18 protein-coding genes and 1 pseudogene are annotated in these 24,474 nt (G+C 73.3%); 10 read left to right on the top strand and 9 right to left on the bottom strand.

Translation table 11 applies throughout. The annotated features are described in order from the left end of the window. The 3 genes from HNR57_RS32435 to HNR57_RS32425 all read right to left on the bottom strand — a co-directional run bounded on the left by HNR57_RS32435 (position 1) and on the right by HNR57_RS32425 (position 3,361). Positions 1–2,226 carry an NHLP family bacteriocin export ABC transporter peptidase/permease/ATPase subunit gene (locus tag HNR57_RS32435; RefSeq protein WP_184565749.1) on the bottom strand — a complete coding sequence of 742 codons (2,226 nt, stop codon included), beginning with the start codon at positions 2,224–2,226 and terminating at the stop codon, positions 1–3. After that, entirely contained in the window at positions 2,223–3,029 is an 807-nt protein-coding gene (locus HNR57_RS32430; RefSeq protein WP_184565747.1) for a biotin/lipoyl-containing protein, read from the bottom strand. Before HNR57_RS32430 ends, HNR57_RS32435 begins: the two co-directional genes overlap by 4 nt. A 116-nt stretch (positions 3,030–3,145) precedes the next feature. Continuing rightward, positions 3,146–3,361 (bottom strand): hypothetical protein, encoded by a 216-nt coding sequence (locus HNR57_RS32425; RefSeq protein ID WP_003994898.1) that lies wholly within the window; start codon positions 3,359–3,361, stop codon positions 3,146–3,148. Between the two features lie 747 nt (positions 3,362–4,108). On the opposite strand from HNR57_RS32425, the gene HNR57_RS32420 reads away from it, so the two are divergent. Then, complete coding sequence (locus HNR57_RS32420; protein ID WP_184565745.1) at positions 4,109–5,500, top strand: S1 family peptidase; 1,392 nt, start codon at positions 4,109–4,111, stop codon at positions 5,498–5,500. Between the two features lie 107 nt (positions 5,501–5,607). Here HNR57_RS32420 and HNR57_RS32415 read toward each other — a convergent pair whose 3' ends face one another. Next, positions 5,608–7,764, bottom strand: coding sequence for a SpoIIE family protein phosphatase (locus HNR57_RS32415; protein ID WP_184565999.1), 2,157 nt, complete (start codon positions 7,762–7,764; stop codon positions 5,608–5,610). Positions 7,765–8,084: 320 nt separating this feature from the next. Here HNR57_RS32415 and HNR57_RS32410 point away from each other — a divergent pair, with 320 nt between their 5' ends. Next, positions 8,085–8,693, top strand: coding sequence for a response regulator transcription factor (locus HNR57_RS32410; RefSeq protein WP_184565743.1), 609 nt, complete (start codon positions 8,085–8,087; stop codon positions 8,691–8,693). Positions 8,694–8,936: 243 nt separating this feature from the next. Here the strand turns inward: HNR57_RS32410 and HNR57_RS39875 are convergent. The 4 genes and pseudogenes from HNR57_RS39875 to lanKC all read right to left on the bottom strand — a co-directional run. Then, positions 8,937–10,088, bottom strand: a pseudogene (locus HNR57_RS39875) (ATP-binding cassette domain-containing protein); the annotation flags it as partial. Between the two features lie 497 nt (positions 10,089–10,585). Continuing rightward, entirely contained in the window at positions 10,586–12,427 is a 1,842-nt protein-coding gene (locus HNR57_RS32400) for an ABC transporter ATP-binding protein (protein WP_246555159.1), read from the bottom strand. An 82-nt stretch (positions 12,428–12,509) separates the two neighbouring features. Beyond that, positions 12,510–12,626, bottom strand: a complete 117-nt coding sequence (locus HNR57_RS32395; protein ID WP_031113019.1) for a SapB/AmfS family lanthipeptide — start codon at positions 12,624–12,626, stop codon at positions 12,510–12,512. 84 nt (positions 12,627–12,710) lie between these two features. Further along, a complete protein-coding gene (lanKC, locus tag HNR57_RS32390; protein WP_184565741.1) occupies positions 12,711–15,305 on the bottom strand; it encodes a class III lanthionine synthetase LanKC in 2,595 nt (864 codons plus the stop codon). Between the two features lie 186 nt (positions 15,306–15,491). Between lanKC and HNR57_RS32385 the strand changes: the two genes are divergently transcribed. Further along, entirely contained in the window at positions 15,492–17,939 is a 2,448-nt protein-coding gene (locus HNR57_RS32385) for a SpoIIE family protein phosphatase (RefSeq protein ID WP_184565739.1), read from the top strand. 43 nt (positions 17,940–17,982) lie between these two features. On the opposite strand, the gene HNR57_RS32380 is transcribed toward HNR57_RS32385, so the two are convergent. Further along, positions 17,983–18,678 (bottom strand): type 1 glutamine amidotransferase domain-containing protein, encoded by a 696-nt coding sequence (locus tag HNR57_RS32380; RefSeq protein ID WP_184565737.1) that lies wholly within the window; start codon positions 18,676–18,678, stop codon positions 17,983–17,985. Between the two features lie 155 nt (positions 18,679–18,833). Here HNR57_RS32380 and HNR57_RS32375 point away from each other — a divergent pair, with 155 nt between their 5' ends. From HNR57_RS32375 to HNR57_RS32345, 7 genes are all read left to right on the top strand, one after another. Then, positions 18,834–19,766, top strand: a complete 933-nt coding sequence (locus HNR57_RS32375) for a LysR family transcriptional regulator (RefSeq protein WP_184565735.1) — start codon at positions 18,834–18,836, stop codon at positions 19,764–19,766. 74 nt (positions 19,767–19,840) lie between these two features. Next, positions 19,841–20,260: a CBS domain-containing protein gene (locus HNR57_RS32370; protein WP_184565733.1), complete on the top strand. Its 420-nt coding sequence runs from the start codon at positions 19,841–19,843 to the stop codon at positions 20,258–20,260. A 189-nt stretch (positions 20,261–20,449) separates the two neighbouring features. After that, on the top strand, positions 20,450–20,632 hold the full coding sequence (locus HNR57_RS32365; protein WP_184566024.1) for a hypothetical protein: 183 nt from the start codon (positions 20,450–20,452) through the stop codon (positions 20,630–20,632). 104 nt (positions 20,633–20,736) lie between these two features. After that, on the top strand, positions 20,737–21,804 hold the full coding sequence (locus HNR57_RS32360; RefSeq protein WP_184565731.1) for a glucose-1-phosphate thymidylyltransferase: 1,068 nt from the start codon (positions 20,737–20,739) through the stop codon (positions 21,802–21,804). Continuing rightward, positions 21,801–22,781 carry a dTDP-glucose 4,6-dehydratase gene (rfbB, locus tag HNR57_RS32355; protein WP_184565729.1) on the top strand — a complete coding sequence of 327 codons (981 nt, stop codon included), beginning with the start codon at positions 21,801–21,803 and terminating at the stop codon, positions 22,779–22,781. The genes HNR57_RS32360 and rfbB overlap by 4 nt, the downstream gene beginning before the upstream one ends. Further along, positions 22,778–23,665, top strand: coding sequence for a dTDP-4-dehydrorhamnose reductase (rfbD, locus tag HNR57_RS32350; RefSeq protein WP_184565727.1), 888 nt, complete (start codon positions 22,778–22,780; stop codon positions 23,663–23,665). Before rfbB ends, rfbD begins: the two co-directional genes overlap by 4 nt. Beyond that, entirely contained in the window at positions 23,652–24,455 is an 804-nt protein-coding gene (locus tag HNR57_RS32345) for a class I SAM-dependent methyltransferase (protein ID WP_184565725.1), read from the top strand. Before rfbD ends, HNR57_RS32345 begins: the two co-directional genes overlap by 14 nt. Positions 24,456–24,474: the final 19 nt, after the last annotated feature.

The raw sequence follows: 24,474 nt of genomic DNA, 5'->3' as shown, positions 1-24,474 counted from the left end.
TCACCGCTCCCTGACCAGTGCCGCGTACGCGCCGTCACGCGCCACCAGGTCCTCGTGCCGTCCCCGCTCCACGACCGTGCCGTGCTGCAGGACGACGATCTCGTCGCTGTCGCGCACCGTGCTGAGCCGGTGCGCGATCACCACGCAGGCGCAGCCGCGCCGGCGCAGGTTGTCCATCACGACCTGCTCGGTCTCCGCGTCCAGCGCGCTCGTCACCTCGTCGAGCACCAGGATGCTCGGGCGGCGCACCAGCGCCCGCGCGATCTCCAGACGCTGGCGCTGCCCGCCGGAGAAGTTGCGGCCGTCCTGCTCCACCCTGCTGTGGATGCCGCCCGGGCGGCGCGTGATCACGTCGTACAGCGCGGCGTCGCGCAGCGCGTCCTCCACCGCGTCGTCGGGGATCGACGGGTCCCACAGCGCCACGTTGTCCCGGACCGTGCCCTCGAAGAGGAACACCTCCTGGTCGACGAAGGAGACCGAGGCGGCCAGCGCCCCGCGCGGGATGTCCTCGATGCGCTGCCCGTCGATACGGATCACGCCCTCCCACGGCGCGTACAGCCCGGAGATCATCCGGGACACCGTGGACTTGCCGCTGCCCGAACCGCCGACCAGGGCGACCTGCTGCCCGGGACCGACCGTCAGGTCGAAGCCGCTGAGCAGGGGTTTGTCGAGCGGGCTGTAGCCGAACATGATGTTCTCCAGCTCGACATGGCCCTGCAGGCGGCGCGTGGACTCGCTCGCGCCGGGCCGGCCGTAGAGCGGGTCCGCCTTGAAGTTCTCGACGTCCTTCAGCCGGGCCACGTCCGCCGCGAAGTCCTGGATACGGCCCGCGACACCGTTCAGCCGGGTCAGCGGGGCCGTGAACCGGGCGACCAGCGCCTGGAAGGCGACCAGCAGACCGACCGAGATGTGCCCCTCGACCGCCCGCATGCCGCCGATCCACAGGATCAGCCCGCTGTTGAGGGTGGCGAGCGTCGGCGCGACCACGCCCAGCCACGCGCTCGGCACGCCGAGGCGCTGCTGCTCCTCCAGGGTGGTGGCGTGCTGCCCGGCCCACTTGCGGAAGTAGCCGTCCTCGCCGCCGGTCGCCTTCATCGTCTCGATCAGCTGGAGGCCGGTGTAGGCGGTGTTGGTCAGCCGGGCCGTGTCCGCGCGCAGCTTCGCCGTGCGCGTGGCCCGCAGCCGGATCACCACCCGCATCGCGACGATGTTCAGCAGGGCCACGCCGATGCCCACGAACGTGAGCTGCGGGTCGTAGGTGTACAGCAGCACCGCGTACAGGACGACCACGACCGCGTCCACGCCCGCCGCCGCGAGGTCGCGGGACAGGGTCTCGGAGACCGCGTCGTTGGACTGCAGGCGCTGTACCAGGTCGGCCGGGCTGCGCTGGGAGAAGAACGTCACCGGCAGCCGCAGCAGGTGCCGCAGGAAGCGGGCGCTGGACAGGGTGGAGGAGATGATGCGGCCGCGCAGCAGATTGGCCTGCTGGAGCCAGGTCAGCACCACCGTGAGCAGCACGCACGCCGCCATCGACGGGAACAGCACGTCCAGCAGCGAGGTCTGGTTGCCGATGAGGAACTCGTCGATGTACGTGCGGCTCAGCGCGGGCACCGCGGCGCCGACCGCCACCAGCAGCAGACTCGCCAGCACCGCCGCGGGCATCGTGCCCGCCGTGCCGCGCAGCCTGGCCGGCATGGCGCCCAGGACACCGGGCTTGCGGCCACCCCGGGCGAAGTCCTCGCCGGGCTCCATCACCAGCACGACACCGGTGAAGCTGCCGTCGAAGTCCTCCATGGGGATGAACCGGCGGCCCTTGCCGGGGTCGTTGATGTAGACGCCCCGGCGGCCGAAGCGCCGGCCCATGCCGTCGTAGACGACGTAGTGGTTGAACTCCCAGAACAGGATGGCCGGCGACGTCACCTCGGCCAGGGCGGCCAGGTCCATCTGCATGCCTTTGGCGGTCAGGCCGTAAGAGCGGGCCGCCTTCAGGAGGTTGCTGGCGCGCGAGCCGTCCCGGGAGACACCGCAGGCGATGCGCAGCTCCTCCAGCGGGACGTGCTTGCCGTAGTGCCCGAGCACCATCGCCAGCGAGGCGGCGCCGCACTCGACGGCCTCCATCTGGAGCACGGTGGGCGTGCGGACGGTCTTCGCCCGGGCCTTGGGCACCTTGCGCTTGGGCGGGGCGGCCCGGCGCCTGCTCCGGGGTTCCTGTGCGGTCGCGCTCATGGCAGCAGCCAGTCGACGGGGCGCTGGTCGGACAGCCGGATCGAACCGGAGGCCAGCGTCATCGAGGTCAGCTTGTAGGGGGGCCCGTCCGCGGAGGACCACGTGTAGCCGCTCTTCGTGGCGGAGGACTTGTCCAGCCGGACCGTCACGGCCACCGGTCTGCCCTTCTTCGTGAACTGCTCGCCCAGCTGGCTGTCCCCGAGGAACGCGGCGATCTGCTGCGGGGACTGTGCCGAGCGGTCCACCGACTTCACATGGCCGCGCAGCACGCCGTACTCCTGGGTCGGCACCGACTGCACGGTCAGGTCCACGGCCGCGTCGTCGGGGATCGAGGCGGCGTTCTCGGCGGGGACGTACACGGTCGCGTAGAGCGGGTCCCCGGCACGGGCGACCTTCTCGACGGCGGCGACGTTCGCGCCGGTCTGGATGATCTGCCCGACGGTCGCGGCGAGCGCGGAGACACGGCCCGCGTCGAGCGCACGGACGACCGCTTCTCCTTTGCCCGTACGGACCTTGAGCACGGGGGAGCCGGCGGGCACCTGCTGTCCCTGCTTGGCGAGCACCGCGGTGACCTGGCCCGCGACGGGGCTCTGCAGCACGTAACTGCCCTGCCCGTGCGTGATGATGGCGGGTGCGCTGACGGTGGAGGTCACCGAGCCGGTCACGGCCCACACCGAGGCGGCGGCCATCGCGACCACCGTCACCGAGAGCACGAGCCAGCCCTGCGGGCGGGCGAAGCGCACCGGCAGGTCGAGTTCTTCCGGTGACTGGAGCTTGGCGAGGGCCTGTTGGCGGAACTGCAAGGAACTTCCCTCACCCGTAGGAGAGATACGGACGGCCCCGGCAGGGGCTCGTACGGAACCCGAAGAACCCGGAACCGCCGGCTGCGGTTCCGGGAATCAACGGCACAAGGGCTCGATCAGAGGCCGGAGACCAGGCCGGTGACCGGGGCCGTGTTGAGGCCGGTGACGCCCTCGACGGTGCCGACGGCGGTGTCGACCAGGCCGGAGACCGGGGCAATGCCGTCAACGGTGTCGGTGACGGTGTTCACGGCGTTCACGGACAGGCCGCCGGAGATGGCGTCGAGCTGGGCGTCAGCGATCTCGACGGTCTCAACCTGGGGGGTGGAGTTCATGATGGAACTTCCCTTCATATGGATATCTCACAAGGGGGGAGCGGCCCCCTCTGGGGGACAGATGACGGCCGCGACCGCGAGCACCGGGCATCCGTCTCCGAGTGCCCTGAGCGGCCCCCGCGGTGCGATGGATCAAAGCACGCCGCTGCTCCGCGCTTCCAATCAACCACCCTCCTCATCAGGCAACTTGCGCCCCAGCGGCACCGATCCGTGCAGGTTCGTGCACCGCTTGGCGGCGAGTCCTTCACATGCGGCACCGCATCGCCGCATCCCGGCCCTTGTCCGGCGGGACGGCGAATCCGGCACTCCCGCCCCAAAGGCGTGTCCGACACGGCCGGGGTGTGGATAACCCTCATTTCGGTGACCGGGTTGAGCATTCGATGTGCAGATTCGCTGAAGCCGGGATTTGGCTCCGTGACGTCGACGGATCGTCTCCGGACGGATACGGAGTGTTGCCTTCCGCCCCGTCGGCGGGGCGCCCGTCGCTGAAAGGCCGTCATCCGGCCATGGATCTCCCCGGTCCGGCCTGACCCTCTCTCCTGGACCGGCCTTGTGCGAGCAGGGCGGCAGGGGGACCGCGCGGTCGCCGTGCGGCGGCGGGAGTTGGCTGATTCCGCGATGCGAAGGGATCACTTGCAATCGGAATTGAACGCCCCGTGCGGCCCGTGCGTACCAACAGCCATCCAGGCGCCCCCCCAGAAGCTGCCGGACGACGGCACCTACTCCGTTCCCCAGGAGGAGAGAAGTTTGAGTCACAAGCGAATTCCGAAGCGCAAGGCCGCGATAGCGGCGGGCAGCGTGGTGGCGCTCGGCGCGGCCGCGATCCTGCTCCCCAACGCCAACGCCTCGCAGGACGGTTCGTCCGACGACGCGGCGGCCGCGCCGAAGACCCTGAAGGCGGGCGACGCCTCGGATCTCGCCTCGCAGCTCTCCGGGCTTCTCGGTGAGGCGTTCGGCGGCTCCTACTACGACGGAGACAGCCAGCAGCTCGTCGTCAACGTCGTACCGGGCGACAACAACAACGTGATCGTGCAGGCGAAGGCGGCCGGCGCGAAGGTCCGCGAGGTCGAGAACAGCTGGTCGGAGCTGCAGGACGGCGCCTCGACGCTGAAGTCCGAGGCGACCATCGCCGGCACCTCCTGGTCGATCGACCCGCGCACCAACAAGCTCCTGGTGACGGCGGACAGCACCGTGACCGGCGCCAAGTGGGACAGACTGGAATCCACCGTGCAGGAGCTCGGCTCCGGCATGGCCACCATCAAGAAGTCCTCTGGCACCTTCAAGCCGTTCGTCTCCGGAGGCGACGCCATCTTCGCGGGCGGCTCGCGCTGCTCCCTCGGCTTCAACGTCACCGCGGGCGACGGCTCGCCCGCCTTCCTGACGGCCGGTCACTGCACCCTCGGCGGCAACGAGTGGTCGGACAGCCAGGGCGGTCAGCCGATCGCCACCGTCGACCAGTCGACGTTCCCGGGCAACGGTGACTTCGCACTCGTGAAGTACGACGACCCGGCGACCGAGGCGCCCAGCGAGGTCAACACCGGCAACCAGACCGTCCAGATCACCGAGGCCGCGGAGGCGACCGTCGGCCAGGAGGTCTTCCGGATGGGCAGCACCACCGGGCTCGCCGACGGCCAGGTCCTCGGCCTGGACGCCACGGTGAACTACCCGGAGGGCACCGTCACCGGCCTCATCCAGACCAACGTCTGCGCCGAGCCCGGCGACAGCGGCGGCTCGCTGTTCACCCAGGACGGTCTGGCCATCGGCCTGACCTCCGGCGGCAGCGGTGACTGCACGGTCGGCGGCGAGACGTTCTTCCAGCCGGTGACCACCGCCCTGGAGGCGGTCGGCGCGACCCTCGGCACGGGCGGTGCCGCGGGCGGCGGTGCCGGTGCCGGTGCCGGTGACGAGGCCGGTGCGGGCCAGGAAGCCGGCGCGGGCGAAGAGGCGGGCGCCGGTCAGGAGGCCGGTGCCGGTGAAGAGGCCGGTGCCGGTGCCGGCGAGGAAGCCGGAGCCGGTGAAGAGGCTGGTGCCGGTGAGCAGGCCGGAGGCGACGAGGCCGGGGCCGGTGCGGGTGCCGGAGCCGGTCAGGACGCGGGCCAGGGTGTCGAGGACGACTCCGGTCTGACCGAGAGCCGCTGACCCCCTCACAGCCGTCGGCAGCCGGTCCGACGCCGCCGGCCCGGTTCCGCCCCCTTCCTGGCGGAACCGGGCCGGCCACCGGCGTTCCCGGCCGGGGAGCCCCGGCGCTACCCGAGGGCCCTGATCAGCAACAGGGCGATGTCGTCGAGCCGTTCCTCCCCGACCGCGTGGCGCGGCTCCTGGTGGACGAGGCTGTCCGCCAGTTCGTCCAGCGGCTGGTCCCCGGCGTCGGCCAGCCGCCGGCCCAGATCCGCGAGGGCCTCCTCGAAGTCCGTGCCGGGCGATTCGACCAGCCCGTCGGTGTAGAGGACGAGCAGCGAGCCCGGGGGCAAGGCGACCTCCGTCGTCGGATACACCGCCGAGGCGTCGATGCCCAGCAGCGGTCCGCCCGCCAGGTCGAGGACGCGCACCTTGCCATCCGGTCGTTTCAGCAGCGGCGGGGGATGGCCCGCCCGGGACATCACGGCCCGCCCGTGCTCCGGGTCGAGCCGCAGGTACAGGCAGCTGGCGAACAGGTCGGACCCCAGGTCGAGCAGCAGCCGGTTGGTGCTCCGCATGACCTCCTCGGGCGCCTGTCCCACGGTCGTGTACGCGCGCACCGCGGTGCGGACCTGCCCCATCAGACCGGCCGCCGTCACGTTGTGGCCCTGGACGTCGCCGATCACCGCCGCCGCCGTGCCCTGAGTGCCGACCAGGTCGTAGAAGTCCCCGCCGATGTCCATGCCCTGAGTGGCCGGCACATAGCGGCCCACCGCCTCGATGCCGGGCAGCGACGGCAGGGAGTGCGGCAGCAGCGCCTCCTGCAGGCCGTGCGCGAGCCGGTACTTGGCGTCGTAGAGCAGGGCCCGCTCCAGCGCCTGGGCGATCAGCCCGGCCATGCTGGTCATCACCGCCCGCTCCTCCGTCGGGAACGGGTGCGGTTCGGCGTAGGAGAGCACGCACGTCCCCACCGGGCGGCCCTGGGCGATCAGCGGGAGATAGGCCCAGGCCGCGAACCCGTCGGGGGTCGCGAGCCGCACCGGGTACAGGCGTTCCAGCTCCTCCTGCGACTCGAAGAAGGCGGGCACGCCCGTGCGCAGCACCTGGGTGCCGGGTGTCGACTCGGTCAGGGGCATCCCGTCGAACCGTTCCACCAGGTGCGGGTCCAGGTATCCGCGGTGCCCGAGCACCCGCAGCCGGTTCGCCCGCGAGCCCAGGACCACCAGGGCCTGACTGCCCACGGCCGGGGCGATCTCGTCCGCGACCAGCTGCACCACGTCCTGCACGCCCACCGCCTCGGTGAGTGCCCCGGCCAGGTCCAGCACCTGCGAGATGGTGACGAGCCGGGAGGGTGCCCCGTCGGGCGGCGGTACGGTCCGGTTCATCCGCGACACGGCCCTGGACCTGGTGATGCGCACGCTCAGGCCCGTCGTGCTCGGGTACAGCCGGAACGACAGCCACTCGCCCGGCGGGCGCAGCGCCACGAACGACGTGACCTGCTGACTGAGCAGCGCGGCCCGGTAGCGGTCCTCGTAGACCGGGTCGTTGAGCCAGGGCACCGACGCCCACAGCTGGGTGCCGAGCAGCCGGCTCACCGGGACGTTCAGCAGCTCGGCCGCCGCCGCGTTCACGAAGCCGATGCGTCCGTGCAGGTCCAGCGAGACCAGCCCGTACGGCAGCCGGCTCACCATCCGCGCCGCCTCGACCGTGCCGAGCGTGCCGGCCATGCCTCCCACCAGGGGCGCGGCGAGCAGGTCGGTCTCGGGGTGCGGCGGGATGCTGTGCTCGGCGGCCCGCTCCAGCCGGACCGCCAGCCGGCCGCAGGCCGCGGTCAGATGCTCGCGCTCGTGGTCGGACATCTCCGCCGGATGCGAGCCCGGCCAGGTCACGAAGACCGCGCCGTAGACGGTGGACTCGGTGGCGATCGGTACCGCCGCCAGGGCGAAGGGATACGGCAGCACCACGGCGATCCGCGGATAGTGCCGTGCCATCTGCTCCTCGCCCCCGACCCACACCAGCCGCCGCTCGCGCGCCGCGTCGGAGACCGGGATCGGCGAGCTCAGCCCCACCCGCTCCCAGGGGGCCGCGAACGCCCGGGGCAGCCCGGCCATCACCGCCATCTCCAGCACCGGCTGATCCGGTGCCATCAGGTACACCGCGCCGGAGTGGGCGTGCACCTCGTCCATCATCGAAGCCAGCGCCAGGGACAGCAGGGGCCGGCCGACCGGCGTCCTGGCGGCTGCCGGCGCCTGCGCGGAGGACTGCCCGTCGGACACGCCGACCACCTCCTCGCACGGCCGCGCGACCGGGTCCAGGAACAAATCTCCCCCCTGACGGCCCGTTCCGCACGACGAGCGGCTCCGGAGCCGCCCCGGTTACCGTCGGTCACATGTGCTCCGGCCCCGGCGGGGGCACGTGCCTACCCCGGCCGCCCCGACCCATGCCCCCGTAGTCGAAGCGCGGCCGGGCGTACGGGCGCTGGGCGTGCGCCCCCGCGCACCCTGATGGCCGGTTCTCCGCGCCCACGCAGGGTCACGATCGCGAACAATGGGGCACGCGCTCAACACGACGAGGGGGCGTACGGCTGCGAGCGGAGGGGGTGGCAGTGATCCGGGTGCTTCTGGTCCACGACGAGTGCCTGGTGAGGTCGGTGCTGGCGGAGTGGCTGCGGCAGGAGTCCGACCTGGCGGTGCACGACACGTCGTGGCGCGGCGCGCCGGGCACGATGCGGTCGGTTCGGCCGGACGTGTGCGCGGCGGACCTGGAGTGCGCGGACTCCTATGGCATCCCACCGCTGGGCGAGCTGTGCCGGCCGGGGCCGGACCGGGTGCGCCCGCGATTACTCGTGCTCGCCACCGCGAACCGGCCGGGCCTGCTGAAGCGGGCGGCCGAGGCGGGGGCGCTCGGCTACGTCGACAAGGAGGGATCCCCGCAGAACCTGCTGCGCGGGATCCGTCGCGTCGCCGAGGGGGAACGTTTCGTCAACGACTCGCTGGGCTTCGGATTCCTCAAGGCGGCCGAGATGCCGCTGACCCGCAGGGAACTGAGCGTGTTATCCCTCGCGGCCGAGGGGGCCTCCATCGCGGAGATCGCGGGGAGCCTGCACCTGTCCCACGGGACGGTGCGCAACTACATGGCCGCCATCACCCGCAAGACCGGGGCCCGCAACCGCATCGACGCGATACGCATCTCGCAGGGCCAGGGCTGGCTCTGACCGCCGCAGGGCCGGTGCGGGGGCCCAGCTCCCGACGAGGTCCCGGTACAGCGCGCAGGACCGCATCAGCTCCTCATGGCCGCCGTACGCGGTGCTCCGGCCGTCCATCACCAGGACGCGGCCGGCGCGGCGGGCCGAGCTGATGCGGTGGGCCACGACCACGAGGGTCCCGCCCGGCCGCGCGGCGAACGCCCGCTCCGCGCGCTCCTCCGTCCCGGGGTCCAGGTGGCAGGTCGCCTCGTCCAGCAGCGCGAGCGGGGCGTGCGACAGCCAGGCCCGGGTCAGGGCGACGAGCTGCCGCTCACCGGCGGACAGCGCCGCCGGATCGACCCGGGCGCCGAGCCCGCCGAGCCGGCCGGCCAGCGGGGTGAGGCCGACCGCGTCGGCCGCGGCCAGCATCTCCTCCTCCGGCACCGGGTACGGGCGCAGGTAGGCGAGATTCTCGGCCAGGGTGCCGCCGAACACGTACGCCTCCTGCGGGATGAGCACCCGCCCGGCCGCGGCGTCCGGGCCCGGCACGGGGTGCCCGCCCACCCGCACGGCGCCGCGCGAGGGTGTGAGCAGCCCCGCCACCAGCGCCGTGAGCGTGGACTTGCCGGCGCCGCTGGGCCCCACGACGGCCAGGTGCGCGCCGGGCGGCAGGTCGAGATCGAGGTCCTGGACGACGGGGGCGCTGGCGGAGCCGTAGGCGAAGGTGACGGAGGTGAGGGAGAGGGCGGGGGGCGCCTCCTCGCCGGGTCGGCTCCGTGCGGGGCGGGGCAGGCTGCGGCCGGCCTGGGTGGGGGAGCGACTCCCGTCCGGGCGTGACGCGCCGGCGGGGGTGGTCCCGTCGGCCGGGCGAGGCGGGCCGACGGTGCCGGCGGTGGTGTTCGCGGGGCGGGCGGCCCCCAGTGGGGGAGGCGTGTTGCCATCGTCGGTGGCGGTGGCGGTGGCGGTGGCGGTGGCGGTGGCGGTGTCGGTGTCGGTCCGGGTCAGTCTGCGCAGCACCACCGTCAGCCGGGAGCCGCTCGTGCCCAGGCCGTGGATCAGGTTGCGCAGGGCCGGGAGCAGGGACTGGGTGACGTAGGCGAGGGCGCCGACCAGGGCGCCGGCGGTGACGCCGTGGGACAGGAGCCAGGGGGCGGCGGCGAGCAGCAGCACGATCGGGAGCTGGCCGCCGACCGTCAGGGAGACCACGCGCAGCACGCCCCAGTGGGCCAGGGCGCGCGCCGCCCGCAGTTCGGCCTCGACCCGTTCCCCGGTCCCCGCGGCGATGTGCGCCTCCGCGCCGGTCGCCGTGACGTCCCGCAAGCCCGGGCAGACGGTGCCGAGGTCACCGGCGAGGGCCTCGTCGGCGAGCAGGAACGTCTCCTGCCGCCGGGCGAGCGGCCGCAGCGTCGCGGCGAACAGCGCCATGCCGAGGGCCAGGGGCGGCCCCACGACCAGCAGGAGCGGCGGGGCGAGGGTGAACAGGCCCGCCAGGGCACCGACGGCGGTGACCACGAAGGAGCGGGAGACCATGACCAGTCCGGCGAAGGTGTCCCGGGCGATCTCCACCTGCTGGGTGAGCCCGGACAGGGAACCCGCGTCACCGGTCCGCACCCCGCGCGCGACCACGCGTTCCACGAGCCGGTCCCGGAACGGTTCGACCAGCGCGGCGACGGCGGCGTAGACCCGGGCGGTCCCGTACGCGCCGAGCAGGACACCGATCCCGGTCACCGCCAGCCAGGCCAGCCCGACACCGGCCCGCCCGGCCAGGAATCCGTCGTCCAGCGCGCGGGCCGGCCCGTACCCGAGGAGGAAGGTCTGCCCGGTCTCCAGGACGGACCAGGCGGTGAGCCGCAGCAGGACCCGCCGGCGGGCCAGCAGGAAGCGCAGGCCGCGGGCGGGCAGGCCGGCGGGGGCCCGGGCCGTCATGAAGCCGTCCCTTCCCCGGCTGCCGCCGCGGGCCGCATCCGGCCGCTCACGCCGTCACGCCCCTCTCCATGTCCGCCCCGGGTGTCCGAGACCGGTGGCACGTCGCCGTCGCCGGTGTCCGCGGGCGCCGTCCCCTCCCCGAACACCGCCCGGTACTCCGCGAGCCGCCACAGCTCCTCGTGCCGCCCCACCGCCCGCACCCGCCCCCCGTCCAGCCAGGCCACCGCATCGGCGCAGGCGGCCGTCGCGCCGCGGTGGGCGACCAGCAGCCGGGTGGCGCCCGGGCCGTCGCCGAACAGGGCGTCGGTGATGTGCCGTTCGGTCACCGTGTCGAGGCTGGAGAGTGCGTCGTCGAGGACCAGCAGCCGCCCGCCGTGCGCGAACGCCCGGGCGAGACCCAGCCGTTGGGACTCGCCGCCGGAGCGCGGGGCGTCGGCGACGGCCGTGTCGTAGCCGTCCGGGAGGCGGCGGACGAAGTCGTCCGCGAGGGCCGTGCGGGCCGCCTCGCGGATCCGGCCGGGGGAGGGGCACGGCAGACCGAGGCCGATCGCCTGCCCGATGGTGCCGCCGAGGAGGGCGGGGCGGGCGAAGGCGTAGCCGACCGCGCCGCGCAGGTCGTCGTGGTGCAGCTCGCGCAGGGGCACACCGTCGAGGAGCACCTCGCCCGCGTCCGGATCGGCCAGCCGTCCGGCCAGCGCGGCCAGCAGCGACTTGCCCGCGCCGGACCGCCCGACCACGGCCAGGGTCGTACCGCCCGGCACGTCGAGGTCCACTCCGTCGAGCACGGTGCGTCCGCCGCGCCGGGCCGTCACCCCGCGCAGCTCCAGCCGCCCGGGGCCGTCGGGCAGCCGGCGGGTGCCGAACGCGGTGGCGGGCTCGGCCTCGACCTCGCCGAGGCGCCGGGCCGCGGTCCGGGCTCTGGCCAGGCCCGCGAGCCGGCCGACCAGCACACCGACACCCGTGGCGAGCACCGCGTACCGGGAGGCCGCGAGCACCTCGCCCACGGAGAGCCGGCCCCGGGTGAGCAGCACACCGGCCACGGCGACGACCGCGAGCTGGAGCAGCGGTGCCACGGCGACCGCCCGGGCCGCGGCCCGCCCCTGCACCCGCCACATGCCGTGCCCGGCCCGGCACAGATCGGGCAGCGGCCGCAGCACCCGTGCCGTCTCCCGGCCCTCCGTGCCGGCCGCCCGGACGGTGCGGACCCCTTCGACGGCCTCCGCCAGCGCGGCCGCGATCCGGCCCTGGGCCCGCTGATAGCGCGCCGCGCTCTCGGAGGTGTCCCGGGAGACGGCGCGCAGGAGCAGGGCGAGTACGGGGGCTCCGGCGAGGAAGACGGCCGCGAGCCACCAGTCGATCAGGCCCAGCGCGACCACTCCGCCCAGGGGTCCGGCGAGCGCGGCGACCAGCGCCGCACGGGCCGCCGGAGTGGTTCCGGCCTCGGCGGCGTTGCCGACCAGCCGCGCGACGAGGTCACCGGAGCCGAAGCGGTCGGCGGCGCGCGGGCCGACGCCGAGCACGTGCCCGGTCAGCCGGCGGCGCAGCCACGCGGTGGTGCGGGCGTCGACGGTGCCGGTGAGGACGGTCTGGACCGCGTCGAGCAGACCGAGCAGCAGCACGAGGCCGGCGCAGCAGAGCACCCAGCGGGTCGCCGGAGCGTGCGCCAGCAGAAGATCGAGGGCCCGGCCCAGCACGGCCGGGAGCAGCAGTCCGGCACCCGTCGCGGCGATGCTCACCAGGCACAGCGCCGCACAGCGGGACCCGCTGTACCGGGTGGCCGTGCGCAGCAGGGTGCGAGCGTGTCCGGCCGCCGGGTCGTCGTCGGCACGCGAGGTCATACGGGCCTTTCCTGGGACGGGAAGGACCCCGGGCGGCCCCTCCCCGAAGGGAGGGAGCCGCCCGGAGCGAGCAGACCGTCGGTCAGAGACAGAGCAGAACGCTCGCGGCGCTGATGCAGGAGAGCAGGCTCACCGTGCTGTTGCCGCCGCCGTCCGTGCGCTCTTCGGTCTCGATGGTCTGCAGGTCGAGAAGTGCCATGGTGTGTCCTTCCATTGGGTGTCCGTCCGTGGTCATCCGTGGGGACGGGGTGGTGTCACGACTCCGCGGGATCGCGGAACCGCGTCAGTGGGGCCGCCTTCCGGGCGGCGGGAGGAACGGCAGGTGGGCGTCGGCCGCCGGGTCGAGGGCCGCGCCGAGCGCCAGCAGGCACCCTGCCGTTCCGGTGGCGAGGTCCATGGAGAGCCGCATCATCTGGTGTCCGGGGAAGGCCAGTTGGCCCTGGTAGGCCATCGCGAACCAGCCGAGCCCGGCGATCTGCGCGGCCAGCCGGTCCCCGGTCGCGCCCGGCGTGGTCGTGCGGCTGAGGTGCAGGATCATTCCGGCGCGGCCCTGGAAGAGCCCGGGCTGCGCGTAGAAGCGTGAGGTGGCCGAGGTGAGCACACCGGAGCGGGCCGTCTCGAACTCCCCGGCGAGGCCGGGGGAGTGGGCGACGAGGTCGTCGAGGACCATGCCGAGGCCCGTGCTGCCGTCGCCGAGGTAGGGCAGGGTCCGCCAGCCCTCGTCGACCTCCAGCGACCCGTTCTCGCGGGTGACGCAGGACGCCAGGTCCCGGCGCAGGGCCACGGCGGCTGCCTCCAGCCAGGCCTCCTCGCCGGTCCACTCGTACTGCCGCAGCATGAGCAGGGCGGCACCGCTCGCGCCGCGCAGCAGTCCGGCGCGCGGCCGGGACGAGGCCGGGACCGGCTCGGTGAGCCGCTGCACGAGGATCAGCGCCGCCTCGTGGGACCGCTCGCCCAGCTCCGCCTCGCCGGTCGTACGGGCCAGGTGCCCGAGGACGAGGCCCAGCCCGGCCAGTCCGCCGTGCAGGTCGGAGGAGAGCTTCTGCCACCGCTCGGCGAGGATGCCCTCGACCAGGTCCAGTGCCCGCTGCCGGTGCCCGAGCCGGTCGAGGACCAGGGCGACGCCCGCGAGCCCGTCGTACAGGCCGAGCGGAGTGCCCACCGGGGGCGGTGCCGTCCGGTCCAGCAGCCAGCGCTCGCCCTCCTCGTACCGCTCGGCGCCGGCCGCGTCCAGCGCGAACAGCACACCCGCGGCGCCGTGGGCGAGCCCGAGCCCGCCGCCGTCCGAGAACTGGGCCACGTCGCCGGGGAAGAGCCGGTCGTCGCGCTCCGGGGTGGCCGAGGCGAGGATGGCCTTGACCATCGAGTCGCGGCTGTACGGCCAGTCGCCCGGGTCCACCGGCGAGGAGGGAGCGGCCACCGTACGGCCGGACACCTCGCGGGTGATCTCCGTGACCGCCTCGTCGAGGAACTCCCGCGGCACGTCCGGGAACTGCTCCGCGATCACCTCCGCCAGGTGCGCCGCCTTGCCCCGGTCGACCACGAAGAGCGTGGTCACGGGCAGGAACAGGGCCAGCCGCAGACAGGCCAGCGCATAGCGGTCGACGTCGGCGCCCCGGCGGTCCGGCGGCGCGAAGAACCCGGGGTGGGCGACGACCTGACGGCTGTTCTCCCCGACGGGCGCCGCGGCCTCGAAGTCGAGGAGGAACACCGTCTCCTCGTCCGGCGCGACCATGATGTTGAAGACGTGCAGGTCGTTGAAGACGATGCCCCGGGCGTGCACCGCCGCCACGGCCTCCTCCACCTTGCGGTGGATACGCAGCGCCCAGGCCGTGTAGGAGGCGACGGCCTCGGCGTCGGGGTCCTGGGTGAGCAGCGGATGCCGCTCGGCGAAGAAGGAGTTGAGCGGACGGCCTTCGAGGAAGTCCATCACCAGGAAGCGGTGCCCGCCGAGTTCGAACCAGTCGCGCACCTCCGGGACCACGCCCGTGCCCGCGACCTGCTCCAGCGCTCGCTTCTCGCGCTCCAGCCGGGCGATCGCGTCGGCACCGTCCGAGGCGAGCCCCGCGTGCGGCCGCCCCTCCTTGAGGACGATCTTGCGCCCGTCGCGGGTGTCGGTGCCCGCGTACACCCCGCCGCCGTTGGAGAAGTGCAGTGCCTTCTCGATGCGGTAGGGCAGCTCTCCGGTCGTCGTGTTGTTCCGCGCGTCGAGGTGCGGCTGGAGGAACGCCGGGAGCGTCACCCACCCGGGCACCTGGAAGGAGGGCGACCGCCGGTCCGGCACCAGCCGTCCCTCGCCGTCCCGCACCGCCGGCACCAGCGAGCCCCGCTCGTCCACGACGAACGCCCGTGCGAAGGCGCCGTAGCGGACGTACAGCGGGCCCTCGCCCCAGCGCAGGTCGGTGAGGATGTACGGCCCCTCGAACCCCTCCAGCAGCGCGCCCAGCTCGCGCAGCACCCGCTGCAGCTGCTCCTCGTCGGCCGGGTAGACGGTGACGAACTTGCCGCTGCCGTCGCGCGGCGCGTATTTGGTGTTGCGCAGGTGGAGCAGGTGCGGGCCCGGCACGAACTTGAAGGGGACGCGCCGCTCGACGCAGTAGTCCCACACGATCGCGGCGATCTTCTCCGCGTTCGCCCGGGTCGCCGAGGCGTGGATCTTCCACCCCTGGGCCGGGCCCTGCAACGGTTCGCCGTCCGGGCCGAGCGGTGTCATCGTCTGCCAGTCGCCGATCCGGGCCGACTCCCAGCCCTCCGGCAGCTGCCGGCGGGCCGTCTCGTAGAGGTGGGCGGCTGTCCCCAGCCCGTCCCGCGCCAGCCGGTCCGGCGTCTCGTAGAAATGCCGGTCGGCCAGCGCGTACACCTCGTACCGCTTGTCCATGCGTCCCCCTCCGTGACGAGCACCGAGCTTTCCAGCCACGTGCCAGGCACGCACAGTCACGCCTGTCACGAGAACACCGTGCGGAACGCATGCGTCAAGACATGTTCGGATCCTTTCGAGCGCGCTCGCCGCCGAGCCTCCACGGAACGCCCACAGGGGCTGCGCAGGTGTCTCATAAGCGCTGTAATGGCCAACGTGGTCAGACAGGGCGCCCAGGAGCGCGGAACGCGAACGACGCGTGCCGAAAGTGCCCTCAAGGCGATCGCGGCCGATCAGGAGTCACCCGAACGGCTGCGCCGCGTCCTCGAACAGGCACTCGTCTTCGCCGGTGCGGCCTTCGCCGCCGTCTACGCGCCCGGCCAGGACGGCGAGCTGCTGTGCCTGATGGAGTCGGCCGGGGTCCCGAGGACGCTGTACGGGCTGCGCGACAGCTACCCGCGCGCCGGGCGGTCCCCGGTCGCCGCGGCGCTCCGGGGCGGACGTCCGGTGTCGCTGGGCCCGGCGGAACTGGCCGCGGACGCCCAGGCGCGGCGCGTTCCGTCCGGGGACTTCTTCCTGACAGCCCTACCCGTGCGAGGCGACGGCGGCTGCCTGCTGGCGGTGAGCGAACGCCCCGGGGGGTTCACCGCCGACGGCCTCAGGTGCCTGGAACTCGTCTCCGACGCGGTCGCCTTCACCGCCCCGGCCGCGCCCGCCGAGGCCGGCGACCTGCCGCCGAGCGCCTTCAGCCTCGCCATGGACAGCGGCCGCGTCCGGGTCGGCGACGACCTGCTGGACCTGTTCGGCCTGGACCCCGTGGAGTTCGACGGCCGGGTCGAGACACTGCTCAGCCTGACCGTCCCCGAGGACCTGCCGTCCCTGATGTCCGTCGTGGAGGCGGACCACATGTCCATCGGCGACCGCGAGCTGGAGTTCCGGGTGCTCCAGCCCGCCGGGCCGCCGAAGTGGCTCCGGCTGCGCGGGCGCCTGCTGCCCGGCGGCGAGGGCCGCCCGGCGCGGCTCGTGGGCACGGTCGTCGACGTCTCCACGCTGCGCTCCGACGTCACCGACGTGGCCCGCGTCCAGCGCCTGGCCGCCGCACTGGCCACCGCCGTCACCGTCCGCGACGTCGGCAAGGCCGTGGTCGCCGCGCTGCGCAGGCCGCTCAGGGCCGACCGGATCGCCCTCGCCGAACTGGAGAGCGAGCGGCTCGTCGTCACCGTCCTCGACCCGCCCGAACCCGAGGCCTGGCCCGAGCTGTGGCGGTCGGAGTGGCGCACCGAGTGGCCCGACGCACCCGTGCGCGCCATGCCCACCCTCGCCGCCGCGCTGCGCGAGGGCCGGGCCCGCATCTGGCCCGCCGGCAGCCCCCTGGAACGCGCCCTGGCCGAGGTCGGCCCCGGCGGCCTCGCCGTCCTGCCGCTGCCCGCCGGCAACCGCATGGCCGGTGCCTGCCTGATCGGCTGGGACACCCCGCACGACTTCGGCACCGACGAACGCGCCCTGCTCACCGCCTGCGCCGGCCTCGCCGGACAGGCCCTGGTACGGGCCCGGGCCTTCGACGCCGAGCACGAACTCGTCGGCATGCTCCAGCGCCAGCTGCTGCCGCGCAGCCTGCCCCGGCTGCCGGGCGCGGTGGCCGTCGCCCGCTACCTGCCGAGCACGGCCGGGCTCGAACTCGGCGGCGACTGGTACGACGTCATCCCGCTGCCCGACAACCACGTCGCCCTGGTCATCGGCGACGTCCAGGGCCACAGCGCCGGCGCCGCCACCCTCATGGGCCAGATGCGCACCGCCCTGCGCGCCTACGCCGTCGAGGGGCACCCGCCGGACGTGGTGGTCGCGCACGCCAACCGGCTCCTCATGGACATGGAGAGCGACCTCTTCGCGACCTGTTGCTACGTCGACGTCGACCTGGAGGAGGGCTCCGCCTGGTGCGTGCGCGCCGGGCACCTGCCGCCGGTGCTGCGCCACCCGGACGGCCGGACCGAGATCGCCGAGGCCGAGGGCGGGCCGCCGCTCGGGGTGGTCGCCCGGGCCGACTTCCCCATGAGCCCGCTCCGGCTGCCGCCCGGCATCATGATCGCCCTCGTCACGGACGGCCTCGTCGAGACCCCCGGCTCCGACATCGACGAAGGCATGGACCACCTCGCCGAGCAGCTCGCCGGCGCCGCCCCCACCGACCTCGGGCTCGTCGCCGACGCCCTGCTGGGCAACGCCCCGCGCAGCGACGACGTCGCCCTGCTCCTGTTGCGCTACGACGGCATGGAGCTGCGCCCGCTGCGGGAGAGCTGGACGGTCTGGCGGGTGCCGCAGGCCGTCGGGCACGCCCGCCGCTTCGCCCGGCGCACCCTGCGCTCCTGGGGCGTCACCGCCGAGTACGACGCCGTCCTGCTCGTCGTCTCCGAACTCGTCACCAACGCCCTCGTCCACACCGACGGCAAGGTTCGCATGGACCTGACCCTCCTGAACAACCGGCTGCGTGTCGCCATCGCCGACGCCTCCCCCCGCTCGCCGGTCAGACCGACCAGCATCGGCTGGGAGGCCACCGGCGGCCGGGGCATCCTCCTCGTCGAGGCCGTTTCCGCGACCTGGGGCACCCTGCCGGTCAGCGGCGGCAAGCAGGTGTGGGCGGAGCTGGTGCTGGGACGCTGAGCACCCGGCCCGGGCCCGGGCGGCCCGGGTGGGCGCCGACCCCTCAGCCCAGCCGCTTCAGCAGTTCCTCCGCGAGCGGGGCCGACGACGCGGGGTTCTGGCCCGTGACCAGATTGCGGTCGGTGACCACGTGCGGGGCCCACGGCTCCCCGGCCCGCACGGTCACGCCGGCCTCGGTGAGGCGGTCCTGGAGCAGCCACTTCGCGCGGTCGGCGAGACCGCCCTGGACCTCCTCGGCGTTGGTGAACGCCGCGACCTCGTAACCGGCGAAGACGTTCCCGCCGTCGGCCCCGACGGCGGCCAGCAGCGCGGCAGGACCGTGGCACACGACACCGAGCGGCCTGCCCGACTCCAGGGCCGCGGCGAGCAGCCGGCCGGAATCGGCGTTGACGGCGAGGTCCTCCATCGGGCCGTGGCCGCCGGGGTAGAAGACGGCCGCGTAGTCGTCCAGCCGGACGTCCTCCAGCCGGACGGGGTGCCGCAGCTCGGCGAACGACTCCAGCGCCTTCGCGAGCCGGTCGGCGTTCTCCTGGCCGCCGTTCACCTCGGGCGCCAGGGAGGCCCGGTCGACGGTGGGCTCGACACCGCCGGGCGTGGCCACGACGACCTCGTGGCCGGCCGCCCGGAACGCCTCGTACGGGGCGACGGCCTCCTCGGCCCAGAAGCCGGTGGGGTGCTCGGTGCCGTCGGCCAGGGTCCAGGTGTCGGCGCCGGTGACGACGAAGAGGATCTTCGACATGGTGGGTGCATCTCCGTGGGACGGGCCGCGGCTCAGCAGCGCGGCGATGACTCGTACGAGAACGACCGTAGGCGTCCGGACCGCCGGTTTTCCAATGGCGGTACCAATGCCGGACATAGGATTTCCAATGGGGCAGAGCAGTAGGGTCGGATCGTGTGAGGCCTCTCGATCCCCTCGGCGCCACCGGAGCGCCCGCCCAGCCGGACCTGAACCTGCTGCGCACCTTCCTGGCCGTGTACCGGGCCGGCTCCTTCACGGCCGCCGCGCAGCTGCTGGGCCTGTCCCAGCCGACCGTCACCACGCAGATCCGCTCGCTGGAGCGGCAGACCCGCAGGGAGCTGTTCGAGCGGCTGCCGCGCGGCGTCGCCCCCACGGCGGTCGCCGACGAACTCGCGACCCGTGTCGCGGGACCCCTCGACGCGCTCGCCGAGGCCACCGGTCACGGCCCGCGGGAGTCGCGTGCCGAGCCGGTCCATCTGGCCGGGCCCGCCGAACTGCTCTCCATCCGGGCCCTGCCCGCCCTCGCCCCGCTCGTCACCGAAGGCGTACGGCTGCGCGTCACGACCGGGCTGACCGAGCCCCTGCTCGACGAACTGCGCGCCGGCCGCCACGACCTGGTGATCGCCACCAGCCGGCCCCGCGGCCGCACCCTGTCCGCGGTGCCACTGGCCGACGAGGAGTTCGTCCTGGTCGCCGCCCCCGCCTGGGCCGACCGCCTCGCGCGGCGCCCGGCCGCCGACCGGCCCGCCGCGCTGCACGACGTCCCGCTGATCACCTACGCCGAGGACCTGCCCATCGTGCGCCGCTACTGGCGGCACGTCTTCGGCCGGCGCCTGAACTGCCGCGCCGCCGTGTCGGTACCGGACCTGAGGGCCGTCCTGGCGCTGGTCACGGCGGGGGCCGGCTTCAGCGTGCTGCCGCGCTACCTGTGCGCCGGGGAACTGGCGTCCGGCGCCCTGGTCCTCCTCGACGCCCCCGAGGACGCGCCGATCAACACCGGCTTCCTCGTCCAGCGGCCGGGCACCTCGGACAACCCGCACGTCGCCGTCGTCCGCGACCGTCTGCTGGAGGCCGGCCCCACCTGGTGACACCGCGCCGTGACCGGGTACCCGGCGCGGCGTAGGACGGAGCAACCGCCACGAGCCGAAGGAAGAGGAATGTCATGGCTCAGCATGTCCGCGACATCATGACCGGCGACCCGGTCACCGTCGAGCCGCAGACCTCCGTCGCCGAGGTGGCGCGCATCATGCGCGACGAGGACCTCGGAGTCGTCCTGGTGACGGACGGCGACCACCTGCGAGGTCTGGTCACCGACCGCGACCTCGTGGTCCGGTCGGTCAGCAAGGGCGGCGACCCGGAGCGGATCACCGTCGCCGGCGCGTGCAGCGACGAGGTGGTCACCGTCAGCCCCGACGACGACCTGGTCCAGGCGGTGCGGCTGATGCGCGAGCACTCCGTACGCCGCATCCCGGTCGTCGACCACGGGCACCCCGTGGGCATCGTCTCCCTGGGCGACCTGGCCATGGAGCGCGACCCGGAGTCGGCACTCGGCGACATCAGCGCCGCGCGCCCCAACGCCTGACCGGCCGCGACCGGCGGACCCAGGAGACGGTCCCGCGCACCACGCCGTGCGCGGGACCGTCGTCCGTCCGGGAACACCGGGCGGGAGCGGGGGAGTTCGAGGGCGCGGCACAGGCGTCCCGGCCCGGGTTTGTTCGGTTTTCCGCTGGGGACTCGAACATCAGTGGAAGCAGAAGGAAGATGATGAGTCGTGGAGTCCATGGACACCAGTGAGAAGCCCGTCGTCCGTCAGCACGAGACCGGCTGGTCGAAGGCACGCCGCCTGCGCGGAAAGGCCGCGCTGCGGACCTGCCTCCCCGCCGTCGAGGACCGGGGCACCCCGGGAGCGGTGCGCTCCGGTGCGGAGTGGAACATCGTCCGGGGTGAGGACTGACCTCCCTGCGCGGGACCGCGCGGCGACGACCCGGGTAACTCCGCGCGTCGACAACTAAAAGAAGTGATGTTCACATCCGCCGGATCACGACTAAGGTGAACCGAATGAAGGCTCTCGTGCTGTCCGGCGGCGCAGGAACAAGACTGAGGCCGATCACGCACACGTCGGCCAAACAACTGGTGCCCGTGGCCAACAAGCCCGTGCTGTTCTACGGGTTGGAGTCGATCGCCGAGGCCGGCATCACCGACGTGGGCATGATCGTCGGGGACACCGCCGAGGAGATCGAGGAAGCGGTCGGGGACGGGTCGACGTTCGGCCTCAAGGTCACCTACATCCCCCAGGAGCGGCCCCTCGGGCTGGCCCACGCGGTCCTGATCGCCCGGGACTTTCTCGGTGACGACGACTTCGTGATGTACCTCGGCGACAACTTCATCGTCGGCGGCATCACCGGCCTCGTCGACGAGTTCCGCGGCAACCGGCCCGACGCCCAGATCCTGCTCACGCGCGTGGCCGACCCCCGCGCCTTCGGCGTCGCCGAACTCGACCAGTCCGGCCAGGTGATCGGCCTGGAGGAGAAGCCCGACCAGCCCAAGAGCGATCTCGCGCTGGTCGGCGTCTACCTGTTCACGCCCCTCATCCACGAGGCGGTCCGCGCCATCGAACCCTCCTGGCGCGGTGAACTGGAGATCACCCACGCCATCCAGCACCTGATCGACACCCGCGCCGACGTGCGCTCCACCGTCATCAAGGGCTACTGGAAGGACACCGGCAACGTCGGCGACATGCTCGAGGTGAACCGCACGGTCCTCGAAGCCATGGAGCGCCGCATCGACGGCGAGGTGGACGACGCGTCGGAGACCATCGGGCGCGTCGTGCTCGAGGAGGGCGCGCGGATCGTCAACTCCCGTGTCGTCGGCCCCGTCGTCATCGGCTCGGGCACCGTCGTCAGCAACTCCTACGTCGGCCCCTTCACCTCCGTCGCCGAGAACTGCCGGATCACCGACAGCGAGCTGGAGTTCTCCATCGTCCTGCGGGACTCCTCGATCCAGGGCGTCGGCCGCATCGAGGCCTCGCTGATCGGCCGGCACGTCGAGGTGACCCCCGCCCCCAGCGTCCCCAGCGCCCACCGTCTCGTCCTCGGAGATCACAGCAAGGTGCAGATCACTTCATGAACCTCCTCGTCACCGGCGCCGCCGGGTTCATCGGCTCCCGCTACGTCCGCGCCCTGCTCGCCTCGGACGCGCCCGACGCGCCGCGCATCACCGTGCTGGACAAGCTCACCTACGCCGGCACCCTCGACAACCTCGAACTGACCCACCCGCGGCTGGAGTTCGTGCAGGGCGACATCTGCGACGCCGAACTGGTCGACAAACTGATGGCCGGCGCGGACCAGGTCGTGCACTTCGCCGCCGAGTCCCACGTGGACCGCTCGATCAGCGGCGCCGCCGACTTCGTCCGCACCAACGTCCTCGGCACCCAGACCCTGCTGGACGCCGCCCTGCGCCACGACGTGGGCCCCTTCGTGCACGTCTCCACCGACGAGGTCTACGGGTCCATCGAGTCCGGCTCCTGGCCGGAGGACCACCCGCTCCAGCCCAACTCGCCGTATTCGGCCTCCAAGGCCTCCTCCGACCTGCTCGCGCTGGCCTACCACCGCACCCACGGCCTGGACGTGCGCGTCACGCGCTGCTCCAACAACTACGGCCCGCACCAGTTCCCCGAGAAGGTCATCCCGCTGTTCGTCACCAACCTCCTCGACGGCCACACGGTGCCGCTGTACGGCGAGGGCCGCAACATCCGCGACTGGCTGCACGTCGACGACCACTGCCAGGGCGTCGACCTCGCCCGCACGAAGGGCCGGCCCGGCGAGATCTACAACATCGGCGGCGGCACCGAGCTCACCAACAAGGAGCTCACCGGCCTGCTCCTGGACGCCTGCGGGGCGGACTGGGACCGGGTGGAGTACGTCGAGGACCGCAAGGGCCACGACCTGCGCTACTCCGTCGACTGCTCCAAGGCCCGCGACGAACTCGGCTACCGCCCCCGCCACGACTTCACCACCGGACTCGCCGAGACCGTCGCCTGGTACCGCGACAACCGGGCCTGGTGGGAGCCCCTGAAGCAGCGCGTCGCCCAGGAGCGGGCATGAAGTGGCTGATCACCGGCGCGGGCGGCATGCTCGGCCGTGACGTCGTCGGGGAACTGACGAGCCGCGGCGAGAGCGTCGTGGGCCTCGACCGCGCCGCGCTGGACATCACCAGCCCCGAGGCCGTCGATGCCGCTGTCCGGGAGCACCGCCCCGGCCTCGTCGTGAACTGCGCCGCCTACACGGCCGTCGACGACGCCGAGACCGACGAGGCCCGCGCCCTGGAGATCAACGGCGACGGCCCGCGTCTGCTGGCCCGGGCCTGCGCCGCGCACGACGCCCGCATGATCCACGTCTCCACCGACTACGTCTTCTCCGGCGAGGCCCGCACCACCCCCTACCCGGAGGACCACCCGACGGGCCCGCGCACCGCCTACGGTCGCACCAAGCTGGCCGGTGAACGGGCGGTACTGGAAGAGCTCCCCGGCGCGAGCGCGATCGTGCGCACGGCGTGGCTGTACGGCGTCCACGGCGCCAGCTTCGTCCGGACCATGATCGGACTGGAAGCCCGCCGCGACACCCTCGACGTCGTCGACGACCAGCGCGGTCAGCCCACCTGGAGCGCGGACGTCGCCGAGCGGATCGCCGACCTCGGCCCCCTGCTCGGCCCCCGCGCGCACGGCGTCTTCCACGCGACCGGCTCCGGCGAGGCCACCTGGTACGACCTCGCCCGCGAGGTGTTCTCCCTCATCGGCGCCGACCCGGACCGGGTGCGCCCCACCAGCAGCGCGGCCTTCCCCCGGCCCGCGCCCCGTCCGGCGTACAGCGCCCTCGCCCACGGACGGTGGCAGGAGATCGGCCTGCCCCTGCCGCGCGACTGGCGCTCCGCCCTGCATGAAGCACTGCCCCGCATCCGCAAGGAAGGTCCTCCTCGTGAAACGCCATGAGTTCCTCCGGGAACTGCACAAGGTCAGCGCCAATCGCAACTACCTGGAGATCGGCGTCAACGACGGGCGCAGCCTGACGCTGTCCCGCGTCCCCAGCATCGCGATCGACCCGGCCTTCAAGGTGGTGTCGGAGCTGAGGTGCGACGTCCACCTGGTGAAGGCCACCAGCGACGACTTCTTCGCGCGCGACAATCCGCTCCAGCACCTCAAGGGCGGCCGTCACCCGCTGCGCAACCTGCGCCGCGGCCGCAGCCCGATCGGCTACTGGCGCCGCACGACGCTGGACCTGTCGTTCATCGACGGTATGCACCTGTTCGAGTTCGCGCTGCGCGACTTCATGAACGTCGAGAAGTACTCGGACTGGGGCAGTGTGATCGTCCTCGACGACATGCTGCCGCGCAGCATCGACGAGGCGGCCCGGGACCGGCACACCAACGCCTGGACCGGCGATGTCTACAAGATCACCGAGGTGCTGGCGCGCTACCGCCCGGACCTGGTGACGGTGCAGGTGGACACCGCCCCCACCGGACAGCTGGTCGTCTTCGGCGCCGACCCGGACAACCGGGTCCTGCACGACAAGTACGACGAGATCATGGCCGAGTACAAGATCCCCGATCCGCAGAAGGTCCCCGAGGCGATCCTGGAGCGGGCCGGCGCGGTCCGCCCCGAGACCCTCCTGGGAGCGGGCTTCTGGCGTCCCCTCACCCAGGCCCGCAACCGCGGCCTGCCCCGCGCCGTCGGCTGGGAGCCGCTGCGCAAGGCCCTGCAGCAGGTCGGTGTGAGCCGCTGAACGACGGCGCCGGCCACCG

The sequence above is a fragment of the Streptomyces paradoxus genome, assembly GCF_014202475.1.
GTDB lineage: Bacteria > Actinomycetota > Actinomycetes > Streptomycetales > Streptomycetaceae > Streptomyces > Streptomyces paradoxus.
Note: the sequence above shows the minus strand (reverse complement) of the source record. Positions and strands in the feature narration are given on the sequence as shown.

Bases quoted from the DNA above. Each gene is read 5' to 3' on its own strand.
- HNR57_RS32435 (WP_184565749.1), bottom strand. From the start codon at position 2,226: ATGAGCGCGACCGCACAGGAACCCCGGAGCAGGCGCCGGGCCGCCCCG.
- HNR57_RS32425 (WP_003994898.1), bottom strand. From the start codon at position 3,361: ATGAACTCCACCCCCCAGGTTGAGACCGTCGAGATCGCTGACGCCCAG.
- HNR57_RS32400 (WP_246555159.1), bottom strand. From the start codon at position 12,427: ATGACCTCGCGTGCCGACGACGACCCGGCGGCCGGACACGCTCGCACC.
- HNR57_RS32395 (WP_031113019.1), bottom strand. From the start codon at position 12,626: ATGGCACTTCTCGACCTGCAGACCATCGAGACCGAAGAGCGCACGGAC.
- lanKC (WP_184565741.1), bottom strand. From the start codon at position 15,305: ATGGACAAGCGGTACGAGGTGTACGCGCTGGCCGACCGGCATTTCTAC.
- HNR57_RS32385 (WP_184565739.1), top strand. From the start codon at position 15,492: ATGGCCAACGTGGTCAGACAGGGCGCCCAGGAGCGCGGAACGCGAACG.
- HNR57_RS32380 (WP_184565737.1), bottom strand. From the start codon at position 18,678: ATGTCGAAGATCCTCTTCGTCGTCACCGGCGCCGACACCTGGACCCTG.
- HNR57_RS32370 (WP_184565733.1), top strand. From the start codon at position 19,841: ATGGCTCAGCATGTCCGCGACATCATGACCGGCGACCCGGTCACCGTC.
- HNR57_RS32360 (WP_184565731.1), top strand. From the start codon at position 20,737: ATGAAGGCTCTCGTGCTGTCCGGCGGCGCAGGAACAAGACTGAGGCCG.
- rfbB (WP_184565729.1), top strand. From the start codon at position 21,801: ATGAACCTCCTCGTCACCGGCGCCGCCGGGTTCATCGGCTCCCGCTAC.
- rfbD (WP_184565727.1), top strand. From the start codon at position 22,778: ATGAAGTGGCTGATCACCGGCGCGGGCGGCATGCTCGGCCGTGACGTC.